The sequence below is a fragment of the Variovorax sp. GW822-FHT04A09 genome, from assembly GCF_058801005.1.
In genome coordinates this window covers 721352-737135 of the sequence record NZ_JBXAMV010000001.1, presented here as the reverse complement: position 1 = coordinate 737135, position 15784 = coordinate 721352, and the positions used below count along the sequence as shown (strand labels likewise).

Below are 15784 nucleotides of genomic sequence, written 5' to 3'. Positions count from 1 at the left end.
CGCCTAGTCCGACTTCAGGATCGTCTCCCCCTTCAACGCCCCCATGTCGCGGATGTTGAAGCGGTGACGCTTCCACCCCGCCCAGGTGCGGCGGAAGTTGGCGAGGGAGATGCCGTAGTACAGCACCTTGAACATGCGCAGCGCGCCCCACATCGGCGTGCCCTTGTAGATGTCGCCGGCCAGCAGCGACATCAGCGCCTCCTTCACCCGGAACGGGTTGCCGGGGTACATGAACATGTCGCGGATGGTCGGGTTGGTCACGCGGTAGATGAACCACGAGTATTCGCGCGGGCCCTTGCGCATCATGGCCTCGAAGCCTTCGCGGGCGCGGGCCAGCTCGGCCGGCTGGTCGAGCGCGGTGGCCACCAGCTCGGCGCCGTCGAAGGCGCTGTGCATCGCCAGGTACACACCCGAGGAGAACATCGGGTCGATGAAGGTGAAGGCGTCGCCCAGCAGCAGGTAGTTGTCGCCGGTGGCGTGCGTGCTCGAGTACGAGAAGTTGCCCGTGGCGTGCACGGCGTCGTCGACCAGCGTGGCGTTCTTCAGGCGGTCGGCCAGCACGGGGCACAGCGCGATGGTGTCGTAGAAGAATTCCTTCAGCGATTTTTCGCGCGTCTTCAGGTAGTAGGGCCAGCACACCGCGCCCACGCTGGTCGTGCCGTCGGCCAGCGGAATGAACCAGAACCAGCCGTGCGGAAACCAGCAGATGCTGATGTTGCCTTCCTTCTTGCCCTCGAGCCGCTCGGCATTCGTGAAGTGGCCGAACAGCGCGGTGCTGTTGTGGTCGGGGTTCTTCTGCTTGCAGCGGAATTTGTTGGCCAGCAGCGTGTCGCGACCCGTGGCGTCGACCACGAAGCGTGCGCGCCAGCTGCGCTTGGCGCCGTCGTCCATCACGGCCTGCACGGTGGCGCCGTCGGCGTCGAAGGCCACGTCGCGCACCTTGCAGCCTTCGAAGGCCTGGGCGCCGCGCGTGGCGGCGTTGCGAAACAGCAGCTCGTCGAGCTCGGAGCGGCGCACCTGCCAGGCGGAGTCGAGCGACTTGTCCCAGCCTTCGGCGAACTCCACGTAGCTGCGGTGCTCATGCTCGGGCGAGACGAACTCGATGCCGAACTTCGGCATGCCGATCTTCTCGACCTGGTCGCGCACGCCGAGCTTGTCGAACAGCTCGACGTTCGCGGGCAGCAGCGATTCGCCGATGTGAAAACGCGGGTGGTGCTCTTTCTCGACCAGCACCACCCTGCGCCCCTGCTGCGCCAGCAGCGCCGCGACGGTCGAACCTGCGGGGCCGCCGCCGATCACGAACACATCGCAGGAATCGCTGACAGAAGAAGGAGCACCGGAAGAAGAAACCTGAGGCTGGGACATGCGAAGACAAGCAGCGTGATGGACAGCGACAGAGCATAGCGCGCCCGCATCGCACGACGCAAAACGGGCTGGCGGCGCGGGGCCGGAGGCGGCACACTGGCGGCCCGTTCAGCCCCCTACCCCTTGCGCACCATGACCCTGCATCGCCTTGCCCTGCTCGCCGCCCTCTGTGTGTCTGCCGCATGGAGCCATGCGGCGGGGTTCAGCTTCATCGAGGTGCCGGCCGACAAGGACGGGCCGGCCTTGCGCGGCGCGGTGTGGACGCCTTGCGAGGCAGCCCCCGGCGAGATCGCGTTCGGCCTGATCGCGATCTCGGCCACCAAGGACTGCCCCGTCGCCGGCACGGGGCTGCCGCTGGTGCTGATGTCGCACGGCTCGGGCGGCTCGTTCCTCGGCCACCACGACACGGCCGCGGCCCTAGCCGACGCGGGCTTCGTGGTCGCCGCCATCAACCATCCGAACGACAACTTCCAGGATATGGAACGCCGGGGCCATCTCTCGACATTTGCCGCGCGGCCCGTCGACATGCGCCGGCTGGCGGATCACATGCTCAAGACGTGGCCTGGGCACACAAAGATCGCCGCCGACCGGGTCGGCTTCTTCGGCTTCTCGCGCGGCGGCTACACCGGCCTCGTCGCGACGGGCGCAGTGCCCGACTTCAAGCTCGGCCTGCGCTTTTGCACGCCGGCGTCGAAGATTCCGTTCTGCGGCCAGATCCAGCGCAAGGAACTGCCCGCGCCGCCGGTGCGCGATGCGCGCATCAAGGCGGCGGTGATCGTCGACCCGTTGAGCTTTTTCGATGCCGAGGGGCTGAAGCAGGTCACGGTGCCCGTCCAGCTCTGGGCCTCCGCGCGCGGCGGCGACGGGGTGACGCTGGACGACGTCGAAGCGGTTCGCCGCAACCTGCCTTCCGCGCCGGCCTGGTACGTGCCCGCGAACACCGCGCACTTCGCCTTCCTGGCGCCCTGCGCGCCGGCCATGGCCAAGGCCCTGCCGGAGATCTGCAGCGATGCAGGCGGCTTCGACCGCGTCGCCTTCCACGCCGACTTCAATGCCAAGGTGCTCGCCTTCTTCAGGCAGCACCTGGCATCGAAGCCCTGAGCCGGCTCAGCGCGTGCGCCGCTGGCCGGCGAGTCGCCGCACCACCGTCACCAGCCGGTCGATCTCGTCGAAGGTGTTGTAGAACGCCAGCGACGGCCGCACCGTGGTCTCGACGCCGAAGCGCCGCAGGATCGGCTGCGCGCAGTGGTGGCCCGTGCGCACGGCAATGCCTTCGTCGTTGAGCGCGTGGCCCACCTCCTCGGTGGTGTAGCCGTCGAGCACGAAGGACATCACGCTGGCCTTGTCGACCGCCGTGCCGATCAGCCGCACACCGGGAATCGCGCCCAGTTGCGCCATGCCGTACACCAGCAGGTCGTGCTCGTAGCGCGCGATGTTCTCGATGCCGACCTTGTTCACGTAGTCGATCGCCGCGCCCAGGCCCACGGCATCGGCGATGTTGCCCGTGCCGGCCTCGAACTTGTTCGGGATCGGCTGGAACACGGTCTTCTCGAAGGTCACGTCGGCAATCATGTTGCCGCCACCCTGCCACGGGGGCATGTCTTCGAGCACCTCGCGCTTGCCCCACACCACGCCGATGCCGGTCGGGCCGAACACCTTGTGGCCGGAGAACACGAAGAAGTCGGCGCCCAGGTCCTGCACGTCCACGCGCATGTGCGAGACCGACTGCGCGCCATCGACCAGCGCCTTGGCGCCTGCGCGGTGTGCCAGCTCGACGATCTCCTTCACCGGCACCACTGTGCCCAGTGCGTTCGAGACCTGCGTGACCGCGACGATCTTCGTGCGGTCATTCAGCAGCTTGCGGTATTCGTCGAGCAGCACCTGCCCCGAGTCGTCCACCGGGATCACGCGCAGCTTCGCGCCCTTGGCGGCGGCGAGCTGCTGCCACGGCACGATGTTGGCGTGGTGCTCCAGGTTCGACACGATGATCTCGTCGCCCTCGCCCACGTGCTGGCCGCCCCAGCTCTTGGCCACGAGGTTGATGGCCTCGGTGGTGCCGCGCACGAAGATCACCTCGTCGACTTCGGGGGCGTTGATGAACTTGCGCACACGCTCCCGCGCGCCTTCGTAGGCATCGGTCGCACGCGCGGCCAGTTCATGCGCCGCGCGATGGATGTTCGAGTTCTCGTGCTCGTAGAAGTACGCGATGCGGTCGATGACCGATTGCGGCTTGTGCGTGGTGGCGGCGTTGTCGAACCACACGAGCTGCTTGCCGTTCACCCGCTCCTGCAGGATCGGGAAGTCGCGGCGCACGGCGTGCACGTCGAACGGCGGATGCTGGCCGCTGCCGGCGAGCGGCACTGCATCGGGGCCACGTGGATCGGGCTTGGCCGGCGTGACGAAGCCGTTGGGCAGGCGCACCGCATCGACGAAGTAGAACTGCGCATCGCGTCCGGCTGGCGCCGAAGGTGGGCTCGGTGGCAATGCAGGCTGCGCCGTCGGTGCGGCAAGGCCCGCGAACGGATCGTGGACCGCAAAGCCATCGCTGGCGCTGGCCACCGGATGCCCGTAGCTGTGGTTCAGGAAGTAGAACGGCGATGCGGAGGCCGCCTGCGGCGACGCAGGCGCCCCCACCTGCTGCGGCACGCCCTGCACCACGCCGCCCGAGCGCGGCTCGAAGGCCGGCGCTACCGACAGCACCGTGTCCGGCACGCCATTGCCCGCCACCGCATGCGGCAGCAAGGCCGGCGCGCGGTTCGCGAGCGACGGCAGCTGCGTGGGCGATGCCGGCAGCACGTTGGCGCCCGGAACCTGCCCCTGCGGGATCGGCGTACCCGGCACGCTCGGCCCGAAGCCGGCGGGGCTCACCAGCGGCGAGCCCGGCGGTGCGATGTTGGCGGGAAACTGCGCGCCCGGCGGCGCGGAGAACATGGCGCTGGCCATGCGCGCGAGAACGGCCGGATCGAACGGCGCCTCGCCCGGGAACGTGGGTGTGCTGCTCACCGCGGCTTACTTGTAGGTGTCGGGATAGTCGTGGTACTTGCCGATCTCGACGTCGTCGAGCACGGCCAGCGCGTCGGTGGTCAGCACCGCGAGCGAGCAGTACAGCGAGATCAGGTACGACGCGATCGCATGGTTGTTGATGCCCATGAAGCGCACCGACAGCCCCGGGCTCTGCTCGCCCGACAGGCCCGGCTGGAACAGGCCCACCACGCCCTGGCGCTTGTCGCCCACGCGCAGCAGCAGGATCTTGCTCTTGCCGTCGGCCACCGGCACCTTGTTCGACGGAATCAGCGGAATGCCGCGCCAGGTGATGAACTGCGAACCGAACAGGCTCACCGTGGGCGGCGGCGTGCCACGGCGCGTGGCTTCACGACCGAACGCGGCAATGGCCAGCGGGTGCGTGAGGAAGAACGCGGGCTCCTTCCATACCTTGGTCAGCAGTTCGTCCAGGTCGTCGGGCGTGGGCGCGCCGGTCAGCGGGAAGATGCGCTGCTCTTCGCTCACCTGCGCCAGCAGGCCGTAGTCGGGGTTGTTGATGAGCTCGCTCTCCTGGTTCTCCTTGATCGTCTCGATCGTGAGGCGCAGCTGCTCCTTGATCTGGTCGTGCGGGCTGCTGTACAGGTCGGAGATGCGGGTGTGCACGTCGAGCACGGTGCTCACGGCATTGAGGTAGTGCTCGCGCGGGTTCTCTTCGTAGTCGACGAAGGTGCGCGGCAGCTGGTTCTCTTCTTCGCGCGAGGTGCAGGTGACCTTGATCGACTCGGGGTTCTTGACCTTGTTGACGCGGTAGATGCCCGCTTCCACCGGCACCCATTGCAGCAGGTGCGTCAGCCAGCGCGGGCTGATGGTCTCGAGTTGGGGAACGGTCTTGGTGGCGTTGGCTAGCTGGCGGGCGGCGTTGTCGCCAAGGGCGGTGGTACCACCGACTGTTGCACTCATGGATCAAGGCTCCGTGGGTTGAGGAAAAAGTGATCGCCAGTGTCTGGCGACCACGGGTTTCCCCTCAACAGGCTATAGCCGCCAAGTTGATCCGCCGTGCAAGGCGCGACTGCTCCAGTTGCTCGCAACGCGCGAGCAGGTTGACGATGTTGATGCCCAGCGCGGTGGCCAGCTTCTGCGCCGTGACGATCGACGGGATCACGCGCCCGCGCTCGATCTCGCCCACGTACGAGCGGTTCAGATCGGAACGCTCGGCCAGCTCTTCCTGCGACCAGCCCTGCCCTTCGCGCAGCTGGCGCACGGTGACGCCGAAGTCTTCGACAAAGGCTTTCATACGCTGCCCGCCTTCGGTGCACTGTTGTTCTGCAGGCTGGCCTGCGTGACGCTGGCGCCGGGCTTCACGTCGTCGGTGATCCACACGTTGCCGCCGATGACCGCGCCCTTGCCCAGCGTCACGCGGCCCAGGATGGTGGCGCCCGCGTAGATGACCACGTCGTCCTCCACCACCGGGTGGCGCGGCAGGCCCTTCTGCAGGTTGCCTTCGGCGTCGGTGGGGAAGCGCTTGGCGCCGAGCGTGACGGCCTGGTACAGCCGCACGCGCTTGCCGATGACGGCCGTCTCGCCGATCACGACGCCGGTGCCATGGTCCATGAAGAAGCCCGCGTCGATCGTCGCGCCCGGGTGGATGTCGATGCCGGTCTGCGCATGCGCCAGCTCGGCCACGATGCGCGCGAGCAGCGGCAGGCCGAGCTCGTAGAGCCGGTGCGCGAGGCGGTGATGGATCATCGCCAGCACGCCCGGATAGCACAGCAACACCTCGTCGACGCTGCGCGCGGCAGGGTCGCCCTGGTAGGCCGCGAGCACGTCGCTGTCGAGCAGCCGGCGCAGGCCCGGCAGCGCGTTCGCGAACTGGCGCACGGCTTCGGTAGCCGCTGCGTCGATCTCGCTCGCGGGGCGCGGCGCCAGCCGTGCGTTGAAATTCAGCTCGAGCCGGGCCTGCACCAGCAGTGCCTGCAAGGCGGCGTCGAGCGTGTGGCCCACGTAGAAGTCCTCGCTCTCGTGGCGCAGATCCGGCGGGCCCAGCCGCATCGGAAAGAGCGCGCCCTTGAGCGATTCGACGATCTGCGCCAGCGCATCGCGCGACGGAAACTCGCGCGCACCGGGCTCGCGCGAACGGCGCTGCGAATCGCGCCACTCGTCGCGCACCTCGTGCAGTGCGCGCACGATGCCACTCACTTCGAATTGAGCCATGTGTGTTTTCCTCCCGTGTGTTTCTATCGATGGGGTTCAGTCCTGCACCCACGGCAGGCCATGGAAACGCCAGCCGTCGGACCCGCCGCGATGCTGCCGCGCATCGATCTCGCCCTCGAAGCCTTCGAGCACGTTGAACACCTGTGTGAAGCCGGCCTTGGCCGCAGCTTCGGCCGCCAGTGCGGAGCGCTTGCCGCTGCGGCACAACAGCAGCACCACGGCCTCCTTGCCGCCGTCCTTCGCCACCTTGGCCTCGAGCTCGCGCACGAAGCGCGGGTTGCGGGTGAGCGCGGTGCCCGTGGCCCAGGCCACGTGCAGGCTGTCGGGCACGTGGCCGACGAACTTGCGTTCTTCGCCGGAGCGCACGTCCACGAGCAAGGCGTGGCCGTCCTGTACCAACTGCCAGGCCACGGGGGGCGTCACGCCGCCGGCGTAGGGCCAGTTCTTTTCGATGGCTTGCGCGCGCGCCTGTTCGAGGGCAGGCGGCAAGGCGATGACATCTTCAACTTCCACGGACATGCGGTTCGGCTCCTGTTGTACGTTGGTCATTCCATCTTCCTTGATGGCGATAACCACCACTGTAGGAGTGCGAAGGCCAAGGTCAAACGACTCAAAAGTCGATTCTTAACAACCTTGTGATCTATGGGGTGCTGGGTCTGGGTGCTTCAGGGTGCGCTCCCGCCGACGGGGTACCTTGCTCCGCGAATGTCCCCCGGGCTTCGCCCTCCTCCTTGATTTCGCTGCGCAAGGCACCCCATCGACGTGAGCGTGTTCGGAGCGGTCGTTGATCGGCGGCACACCCACAGCGTGCCCTGTGCCCAGGCCACAGGGTGCTTCCCGCAGCGAAATCAAGGAGGAGCCGAAGGCGGGGGACATTCGCGGAGGGAAGTACCCTGTGGCCTGCGCACACGCCCCGAACCAGCAGCGCTGAAACGAAAAACCCCGGCACCAAAGACAGCACCGGGGAATCGCAAAGCCCGAGGGTCCGTCAGAGCTTGGCGATCGAAACTTCGGTCGACTTCACGAGTGCGACCACGTCGGAACCCACCTTCAGCTGCAGCTCGTCGACCGAGCGCGTGGTGATGACGGAGGTGACGATGCCCCAGGCGGTTTCGACATCGACTTCGGAGACGACGTCGCCGCGGATGATCTCGCGGACCTTGCCCTTGAACTGGTTGCGGACGTTGATGGCTTGGATGGACATGGTGATTTCTCTTTCAGGGTTGACAGGGGTTGTGAGTGAGAACGGTCGGCGCTCAGACGATCTCGGCCACGTCGTCGAACGCCAGCCGGGGCCCGCGTTCGAAGGTGCCGGCGTGGTCGGCCACGCCGAGGTTGACGAGGAAGTTCGCGCGATAGCGGCCGTCGGGGAAGAAGGCCTTGTCGACGAGGTCGGCGTTGAAGCCCGACTGCGGCCCCGCGTCGAGCCCGAGCGAACGCGCCGCCAGGATCAGGTAGGCGCCCTGCAGGCTGCTGTTGCGGAAGGCCGTGGCCTGCGCGGCGTCAGCGCTCTTCTCGAAGAAGGGCTTGGCGTCGTAGGCCGGGAACTGCGTGGGCAGGTGCTCGTAGAAGCGCGTGTCATGCGCCACGATCACCGTCACGCCGGCCTGCAGCGTCTGCGCGGTGTTGCCCGCCGACACCGCCGGCTTGAGCTTGGCCTTGGCCTCCTCGCTGCGCACGAACACGTAGCGCGCGGGCTGGGCGTTGTAGGCGGTCGGGCCCCACTTCACGAGGTCATACAGCTGATGGATCAGCGCGTCGGTCACGGGCACCGGCTTGAAGGCATGCACGGTGCGCGCCTTGCGAAACAGCTGGTCCAGCGCGGCGTCAGGAATGGCTTGCAGTGTGGTCATTTCTTGGAACGCTGTGTCAGTTCGATGCGGCGGCAAGCGCCTGGTCGAGGTCAGCAATCAGGTCGTCGATGTGCTCGATGCCCACCGACAGGCGCACCGTGTCTTCCGTGACGCCGGCCCGGGCCAGCTCTTCGGGCGACAGCTGCCGGTGCGTGGTCGATGCGGGGTGCGTGGCCAGCGAGCGCACGTCGCCGATGTTCACCAGGCGCGTGAAGAGCTTCAGCGCATCGAGGAACTTCGCCCCGCCCTCGCGGCCGGCACCGATGCCGAAGGTCAGCACGCCGCTGGACTTGCCGCCGAAGTACTTCTTCGCCAGCGGGTAGTCGGCGTGGTCTTCGAGCGCGGCGTAGTTCACCCAGTTGACGGCCTTGCTCTGCTTCAGGTGCTGCGCCACCGCCAGCGCATTGCTGCTGATGCGGTCCATGCGCAGCGCCAGCGTCTCGATGCCCTGCAGGATCAGGAAGGCGTTGAACGGCGAGATGGCCGCGCCCGTGTTGCGCAGCGGCACCACGCGCGCACGGCCGATGTAGGCGGCCGGGCCCAGCGCCTCGGTGTAGACCACGCCGTGGTAGCTCACATCGGGCTCGTTCAGGCGCCTGAATCGCTCCTTGTGCTCGGCCCATGGGAACTTGCCCGAATCGACGATGGCACCGCCGATGCTGGTGCCGTGGCCGCCCAGGTACTTGGTGAGCGAGTGCACCACGATGTCGGCGCCGTGCTCGATGGGCCGACTCAGGTATGGCGAGGGCACGGTGTTGTCGACGATCAGCGGCACGCCGTGGCGGTGCGCAATTTCGGCGATGGCCGCGATGTCGGTCACGTTGCCCGCCGGGTTGCCCAGCGACTCGACGAACACCGCCTTGGTGCGCTCGTCGAACAACTTCTCGAAGCTGCTCGGGTCGCGGTGGTCCGCGAAGCGCGTGGTGATGCCGAACTGCGGCAGCGTGTGGGCGAACAGGTTGTAGGTGCCGCCGTACAGCGCCGTGCTGCTGATGATGTTGTCACCGGCTTCGGCGATGGTCTGGATCGCATAGGTCACGGCCGCCTGCCCCGAGGCCAGCGCCAGCGCCGCGATGCCGCCTTCGAGTGCGGCCACGCGCTGTTCCAGCACGTCCTGCGTCGGGTTGTTGATGCGGGTGTAGATGTTGCCCGGCACCTTCAGGTCGAACAGGTCCGCGCCGTGCTGCGCGCTGTCGAAGGCGTAGGCGACGGTCTGGTAGATCGGTGGCGCGACCGCGCGGGTGGTGGGCTCGGGCGAGTAGCCGGCGTGGACCGACAGGGTTTCGAATTTCCAGTTCTGCGACATGCGACTGCCTTTCAAAGGGGGAATGGATGAAACGACTCAGATCGCCCAGCGCAAGGCATGGGCCTGGGGCGTGAGCCAGCTGGCATCGGTGCTTTCCACATCGGTCTCTTCGGACTTCTGCAGCACCCGGTCGAGGATTCGTTTTTCGATCGCGGCAAAGGCCGGGTCGCCCTGCGAGCGCGGGCGCGCCAGCGCGATGTTCTCGTCGAGCGCGATGCGGCCGTCCTCGATGAGGATCACGCGGTCGGCCAGCGCCACGGCTTCCTGCACGTCGTGCGTCACCAGCAGCGCGGTGAAGCGGTGGCGCTGCCACAGGTTCTCGATGAGGCGATGCATCTCGATGCGCGTGAGCGCGTCGAGCGCGCCCAGCGGCTCGTCGAGCAGCAGCAGGCGCGGGTGGTGCACCAGCGCACGCGCCAGGGCCACGCGCTGGCGCTGCCCGCCCGACAGGCGCGCCGGCCATTCGTTCTCGCGATCGGCCAGGCCGACCTGCGCGAGCACTTCCTTGCCGCGCGCCTTGGCATCGTTGGGCAGGCCCAGCGTCACGTTGTCGAGCACGCGGCGCCAGGGCAACAGGCGCGCCTCCTGGAACATGATGCGCGTGTCGTCGTGCAGGCCGCTCACGGCCTTGCCGTCGGTGTAGAGGCCACCGGAGGTGGCTTCTTCCAGGCCCGCGATGAGCCGCAACAGCGTGCTCTTGCCGCAGCCGCTGCGCCCCACGATGGCGATGAACTGGCCCGGCTCGATGGTCAGCTGCGTGTTGCGCAGCACCTCGCGCGCGCCGTAGCGCTTGTGCAGGCCGCGCGCCTCGAGGCGCACGCCGCCGGCAATGGCTTGAGGTTGGATGTCTTTCAGAACGGCACTCATGAAGTCAGGCCCCGGGGTTGAACAGCGCCACGTTCAGCGCATCGATTTTTCTGGGCAGCAGCTTCTCGGCGAAGAAGGCATCGGCGATGCGCTGCTGTTCGGCCAGCCCGCCGGCCACCACCGGCCGCACGGCGTAGCTGCGGCGGCTGTTGGCCTGCTCGATGGTCGGGGCGTCGAGCCCCCACACGGGCGCGAGCAAGGCCGCGGCTCCCTTGGGGTGCTGCTTGACCCACTTGCCGGTTTTTTCTAGTTCGGTGTAGACCACGCGCAGCACGTCGGGCCGCGCCTTCGCGAACTTGGTGCTCGCCAGGTAGTAGCGCTGGTACGACGCAATGCCCGCGCCGTCGGCCAGGATGCGCACCTTCGACTGGCGCTGGGCCGCGGCCAGGAACGGGTCCCAGACCACCCAGGCGTCGATGGCGCCGCGTTCGAAGGCGGCGCGGCCGTCGGCCGGCGTGAGGTAGGCGGGCTCGATGTCCTTGAACGACAGGCCGGCTTTCTCCAGCGCGGCGATCAGCAGGTAGTGCGCGCCGGCCGCCTTCGCAAAGCCGACCTTCCTGCCCTTGAGATCGGCCACGGTCTTGAGCGGCGAGTCGTCGCGCACGACGATGGCCTGCGCGGCGGGCGACGGGGCCTCCTGCGCCAGAAAGGTCAGGTCGGCGCCGGCCGCTTGCGCGAACACGGGCACGGTGTCGGCCACGTCGGCGCTGATGTCCAGGTTGTCGAGGTTCAGCGCCTCGAGCAGCGGCAGGCCGCTGGTGAACTCGTGCCAGCTCAGCGAAACGTTGAGCGGCGCGAGCTGCTTCTCCAGCGTGCCCTGCACCTTCAGCAGCGCGATCAGCGTGGACGACTTCTGGTAGCCGAAGCGCACCGTGGCGGGCCGTTGTTGCTGCGCCAGCACGGCGCCCGTACTCAGCGCGCCCAGTGTCGCCAGCGCGGTACGGCGATTGATGAGGATGTGGTTCATGTGCCCTGCCCTCACTTCGCCGACTTCTTCTGGTAGCCGGGGTGCCAGCGCAGCCACCACTGCTCCAGGCCGCGTGCAAACAGATCGGCCAGCTTACCGAGCAGCGCGTACAGCAGGATGCCCACGAGCACGATGTCGGTCTGCAGGAACTCGCGAGCGTTCATCGTGAGGTAGCCGATGCCGGCCTGCGCCGAGATGGTCTCCGCCACGATGAGGATCACCCACATCAGGCCCAGCGAGAAGCGCAGGCCCACGAGGATCGACGACAGCGCGCCCGGCAGGATCACCTCGCGGTACAGCTGCCAGCGCGACAGGCCGTAGGTGCGGCCCATCTCGATGAGCTGCGGGTCGACGTTGCGGATGCCGTGGAAGGTGTTCAGGTAGATCGGGAAGAACACCGACACCGAGATCAAAAAGAGCTTGGCCGACTCGTCGATGCCGAACCACAAAATCACCAGCGGAATGAGCGCCAGCGCCGGAATGTTGCGCACCATCTGGATGGTGGAGTCGAGCAGCGTCTCGAAGAACTTCACCGAGCCCGTAAGCAGGCCCAGCGCCAGCCCCGCGCCGCCGCCGATGGCGAGCCCCGCGAGCGCACGGCCCGCACTCACCTTCACGTGCGTCCAGAGCTCGCCGGACACGGTGAGCGACCACGCGGCCTTGACCACGTCCAGCGGTGCCGGCAGCACGCGCGTCGAGAGCCAGCCCAGCGACGAGGCGATCTGCCAGACGACGATCAGCCCCACCGGCACCAGCCACGGGATGAGCCGCTTCGCGACGTTGAGGCCGAAGCCTCGCAGCGCGCTGCCGGCATCGCTTGTGTTCGACGCCGGCGCCACCGCCGGCAGTTCCTGTACTTGTTCGGTCATGCGTGTCCTCAGCTTTGCGAGACGAGTCGGGAGGGCGCGTCAAGGTTGGCGACGACTTCGCCGAAGGGACCGCTCAGCGAGCCGCCCGCGAGCTGCGTCTTCGCCTTGCGCGAGAGCAGCGGGAACACCAACTCGGCAAAGCGGTAGGCCTCTTCGAGGTGCGGGTAGCCCGAGAAGATGAACTTGTCGATGCCCAGCGCCGCGTACTCCTCGATGCGCGCCGCCACGGTCTTGGCGTCGCCGACCAGTGCCGTTCCCGCGCCACCGCGCACCAGGCCCACGCCGGCCCAGAGGTTGGGCGCGATCTCCAGGTCGGCGCGCCCGCGCTTGGCGCCGCCGGCGTGCAGCGCGGCCATGCGGCGCTGGCCTTCGGAATCCATGCGCGCAAAGGCGGCCTGGGCGCGCGCGACGGTCTCGTCGTCGACGCGGCTGATGAGTTCTTCGGCGGCCTTCCAGGCGGCGTCTTCGGTCTCGCGCACGATCACGTGCAGGCGGATACCGAACTGCACGCTGCGGCCCTGGCGTTCGGCGCGGGCGCGCACGTCAGCGATCTTCTTCGAGACTTCCGCGGGCGGCTCGCCCCAGGTCAGGTAGGCATCGACCTGCTCGGCGGCCAGGTCGTGCGCCGCCGCAGAAGAGCCGCCGAACCACACGGGCGGATAGGGCTTCTGTACCGGCGGAAACAGCAGCCGCGCCCCCTTCACGCTCAGGTGCTTGCCTTCGTAGTCGTAGGTGCCGGTCTCGTGGCTGCGCGCGATGATCTCGCGCCAGATGCGGATGAACTCGGCCGACTGCTCGTAGCGCGCCGCATGGTCGAGGTACACGCCGTCGCCTTCCAGCTCGGCCTGGTCGCCGCCGGTGACGAGGTTCACGAGCAGGCGCCCGCCCGAGAGCCTGTCGAAGGTCGCGGCCATGCGCGCGGCCAGGCTGGGCTGGTGCAGGCCCGGGCGCACCGCCACCAAAAACTTGAGCTTCTTCGTCGCGCCGATGAGGCTGGAGGCGATCACCCACGGGTCTTCGCAGGAGCGGCCGGTGGGAATCAGCACGCCTTCGTAGCCGAGGTGGTCGGCCGCGCCGGCGATCTGCTGCAGGTACGGCAGGTCGACGGCGCGCGCGCCTTCGCTCGTGCCGAGGTAACGGCTGTCGCCGTGCGTGGGGAGGAACCAGAAGATCTGCATCGGAAACTCTCGATCGTTCGTTGGCTTGCCCGTTCAGACGGCAAGCAGGAAAGGAAGGCGGCGCGCCGCGGACACGACACCCCAGGCGCGCGCCGTGATGGCCAGCACCTGGCCGGCGCGTTCGTGCAGCGCAGTCGACACGGCGGCCATCACGCGATCCCCGCGCCGGCGGCTTCGAGCACGTTGATCTTCTTGGGGATCAGCTTGAGCGCGAAGAAGGTGTCGGCGATCTGCTGCTGCTCGGCCAGGATGGCCTTGGTGATCGGGCCCGTGCCGTAGGCGGTGCGGCCCTGCGACAGGTCGGCCACGGCCTTGGGCAAGCCCCAGATGGCCGACAGCTCGGTCGCCAGTTCGTTGCGATGGGCGGCGCCCCATTGGTCGATCTTGTTGACCTCTTCGATCGCAACGGCCAGCACGTCGGCGTTCTTCGCCACGTAGTCGAGCGACGAGAAGTAGTAGGCGCGGTTGCCGACCACGCCCACGGCGTCGGCCAGGATGCGCGCGTCGAGCGACTGCTGCGCGGCGGCCAGGAACGGGTCCCAGATCACCCAGGCGTCGACCGAGCCTTTTTCGAAGGCGGCGCGCGCATCGACCGGCGGCAGGTAGACCAGGCTCAGGTCGCTGTACGCCAGGCCGTGCTTCTCGAACAGCTTGACGATGAAGTAATGGACGTTCGAGCCCTTGTTGAGCGCGATCTTCTTGCCCTTGAGGTCGGCCACGGTCTGGATGGCCGAGCCCTTGGGCACCAGCACCGCCTCGGTCTTCGGACGCGGCACCGTGGCGCCCACGTAGGCCAGCGGCGCACCGGCGGCCTGCGCGAAGATGGGCGGCGCTTCGCCGACGTCGCCGAAGTCGATCGAGCCGACGTTCAGCGCCTCGAGCTGCACCGGGCCGGCCGTGAACTCGGTCCACTTCACGGTGGCGCCCAGCGGCGCGAGCCGCTTCTCGAGCGTGCCGCGGGCCTTGAGCACGCTCAGGTAGCCCTTCTGGTGGCCGATGCGCAACTGGCGCGCGGGGCTCTGCGCCAGGGCGGCGAACGACGATGGCAGCGCGAGGGCGGCGGCCGCGCCCTGGAGCAGGCGGCGGCGGGGAATGGCAATGCGGGTCATGGAATGGGGTCCTTCGAAACTGTTCAGGGCTGGGCCGTGACGACCGCGTCGCTGACCTTGATGGGCTTGGGAATGAGCTTCAGCGCGAAGAAGGTGTCGGCGATCTGCTGCTGGTCGGCCGCGACGGCGGCGGTGATCGGCTTCACGTTGAACTCGTAGCGGCGCAGCGCCAGCTCGACCACATCGACGGGCAGGCCCTGCAGCGGCGCGATCAGTTCGGCGGCCTGGCGCAGGTTCTTCTTGAGCCAGATGCCCTGCTCCACCGAATCGGCGAACAGCGCATCGATCACCTGCGGGTGCTTCTTCACGAAGCCGCGCTCGCCCAGGTAGTACTGGTAGTTGTTGACCACGTCCGGCGCACCATCGGCCAGCACGCGGGCGCCGGTGGCTTTCTCGGCGGCGGCCTGGAACGGGTCCCAGATCACCCAGGCGTCGACGTTCTTGCTCTCGAAGGCGGCACGGCCATCGGCGGGTGCGAGGTACACGGGCTGGATGTCGGACAGCTTCAGGCCGTTTTTCTCCAGCTGCTTCACGAGCAGGTAGTGCACGTTGCTGCCCTTGTTGAGCGCGACCTTCTTGCCCTTGAGGTCGGCCACGGAGCGGATGGGCGAATCCTTGGTGACCAGGATGGCCTCGGCGCGCGGTGCGGCCGGGTCGTAGCCGAAGTAGACGAACTTCGCCCCCGCGGCCTGCGCGAAGATGGGCGGCGCCTCGCCGACATAGCCCACGTCGACCGCGCCCACGTTCAGCCCTTCGAGCAGCTGCGGGCCGGCCGGGAACTCGACCCACTTCACGCCGAAGCCCAGCGGCGAGAGCTTCTTCTCGAGCGTGCCCTGCGCCTTCTGCAGCACGAACAGGCTGGCCGACTTCTGGTAGCCGATGCGCAGCTCGCCCTTGGCCTTCGTCTGCGTCTGGGCGTGTGCCGAAGCGGCGGAGATGAAGCTCACGATGAGCGCGATGGCGGTGACGACGATGGCGCTGATGGCCAGGTCGCGCAGCGCCTGCCAGAAGGAGCGCGGCGCGACTTCGAACACGGAGTCTTCGGGAGCGACGGGGTTCATGCGGAATTCCTTGGTG

General features: G+C 67.9%; 16 protein-coding genes. 1 reads left to right on the top strand and 15 read right to left on the bottom strand.

Going from position 1 to position 15784, the window contains the following annotated elements; all coding sequences use genetic code 11:
* Positions 1 to 3: 3 nt before the first annotated feature.
* On the bottom strand, positions 4 to 1365 hold the full coding sequence (locus tag AC1RLW_RS03235) for an NAD(P)/FAD-dependent oxidoreductase (protein WP_493192200.1): 1362 nt from the start codon (positions 1363 to 1365) through the stop codon (positions 4 to 6).
* Positions 1366 to 1497: 132 nt separating this feature from the next.
* Here AC1RLW_RS03235 and AC1RLW_RS03230 point away from each other — a divergent pair, with 132 nt between their 5' ends.
* Positions 1498 to 2466: an alpha/beta hydrolase family protein gene (locus tag AC1RLW_RS03230; RefSeq protein WP_493192199.1), complete on the top strand. Its 969-nt coding sequence runs from the start codon at positions 1498 to 1500 to the stop codon at positions 2464 to 2466.
* Positions 2467 to 2472: 6 nt separating this feature from the next.
* Here the strand turns inward: AC1RLW_RS03230 and AC1RLW_RS03225 are convergent, their stop codons facing one another.
* The 14 genes from AC1RLW_RS03225 to AC1RLW_RS03160 all read right to left on the bottom strand — a co-directional run bounded on the left by AC1RLW_RS03225 (position 2473) and on the right by AC1RLW_RS03160 (position 15768).
* Positions 2473 to 4308, bottom strand: a complete 1836-nt coding sequence (locus AC1RLW_RS03225; protein ID WP_493193050.1) for a family 2A encapsulin nanocompartment cargo protein cysteine desulfurase — start codon at positions 4306 to 4308, stop codon at positions 2473 to 2475.
* Positions 4309 to 4374: 66 nt separating this feature from the next.
* Positions 4375 to 5307 carry a family 2A encapsulin nanocompartment shell protein gene (locus tag AC1RLW_RS03220; protein WP_042579703.1) on the bottom strand — a complete coding sequence of 311 codons (933 nt, stop codon included), beginning with the start codon at positions 5305 to 5307 and terminating at the stop codon, positions 4375 to 4377.
* A gap of 64 nt (positions 5308 to 5371) precedes the next feature.
* Positions 5372 to 5641, bottom strand: coding sequence for a helix-turn-helix domain-containing protein (locus tag AC1RLW_RS03215; protein WP_062470032.1), 270 nt, complete (start codon positions 5639 to 5641; stop codon positions 5372 to 5374).
* Positions 5638 to 6558, bottom strand: a complete 921-nt coding sequence (epsC, locus tag AC1RLW_RS03210) for a serine O-acetyltransferase EpsC (protein ID WP_493192198.1) — start codon at positions 6556 to 6558, stop codon at positions 5638 to 5640. The genes AC1RLW_RS03215 and epsC overlap by 4 nt, the downstream gene beginning before the upstream one ends.
* A 36-nt stretch (positions 6559 to 6594) precedes the next feature.
* Positions 6595 to 7077, bottom strand: coding sequence for a rhodanese-like domain-containing protein (locus tag AC1RLW_RS03205; RefSeq protein WP_062470259.1), 483 nt, complete (start codon positions 7075 to 7077; stop codon positions 6595 to 6597).
* Between the two features lie 469 nt (positions 7078 to 7546).
* Positions 7547 to 7762, bottom strand: a complete 216-nt coding sequence (locus AC1RLW_RS03200; RefSeq protein WP_007829250.1) for a TOBE domain-containing protein — start codon at positions 7760 to 7762, stop codon at positions 7547 to 7549.
* 52 nt (positions 7763 to 7814) lie between these two features.
* A complete protein-coding gene (locus tag AC1RLW_RS03195) occupies positions 7815 to 8411 on the bottom strand; it encodes a malonic semialdehyde reductase (protein WP_095948670.1) in 597 nt (198 codons plus the stop codon).
* A gap of 16 nt (positions 8412 to 8427) precedes the next feature.
* On the bottom strand, positions 8428 to 9717 hold the full coding sequence (locus tag AC1RLW_RS03190; protein WP_493192197.1) for an O-acetylhomoserine aminocarboxypropyltransferase/cysteine synthase family protein: 1290 nt from the start codon (positions 9715 to 9717) through the stop codon (positions 8428 to 8430).
* Between the two features lie 36 nt (positions 9718 to 9753).
* Positions 9754 to 10584: an ATP-binding cassette domain-containing protein gene (locus AC1RLW_RS03185; RefSeq protein WP_095745458.1), complete on the bottom strand. Its 831-nt coding sequence runs from the start codon at positions 10582 to 10584 to the stop codon at positions 9754 to 9756.
* 4 nt (positions 10585 to 10588) lie between these two features.
* The gene (locus AC1RLW_RS03180; protein WP_493192196.1) at positions 10589 to 11551 is read right to left on the bottom strand and encodes an aliphatic sulfonate ABC transporter substrate-binding protein; all 963 of its coding nucleotides are present in this window, start codon (positions 11549 to 11551) and stop codon (positions 10589 to 10591) included.
* 11 nt (positions 11552 to 11562) lie between these two features.
* On the bottom strand, positions 11563 to 12420 hold the full coding sequence (gene ssuC / locus AC1RLW_RS03175) for an aliphatic sulfonate ABC transporter permease SsuC (protein WP_493192195.1): 858 nt from the start codon (positions 12418 to 12420) through the stop codon (positions 11563 to 11565).
* Positions 12421 to 12428: 8 nt separating this feature from the next.
* Entirely contained in the window at positions 12429 to 13598 is a 1170-nt protein-coding gene (ssuD, locus tag AC1RLW_RS03170; protein WP_070060840.1) for an FMNH2-dependent alkanesulfonate monooxygenase, read from the bottom strand.
* A gap of 149 nt (positions 13599 to 13747) precedes the next feature.
* Complete coding sequence (locus AC1RLW_RS03165; protein WP_493192194.1) at positions 13748 to 14707, bottom strand: sulfonate ABC transporter substrate-binding protein; 960 nt, start codon at positions 14705 to 14707, stop codon at positions 13748 to 13750.
* Between the two features lie 23 nt (positions 14708 to 14730).
* Positions 14731 to 15768, bottom strand: coding sequence for a sulfonate ABC transporter substrate-binding protein (locus AC1RLW_RS03160; protein WP_489061355.1), 1038 nt, complete (start codon positions 15766 to 15768; stop codon positions 14731 to 14733).
* Positions 15769 to 15784 lie beyond the last annotated feature (16 nt).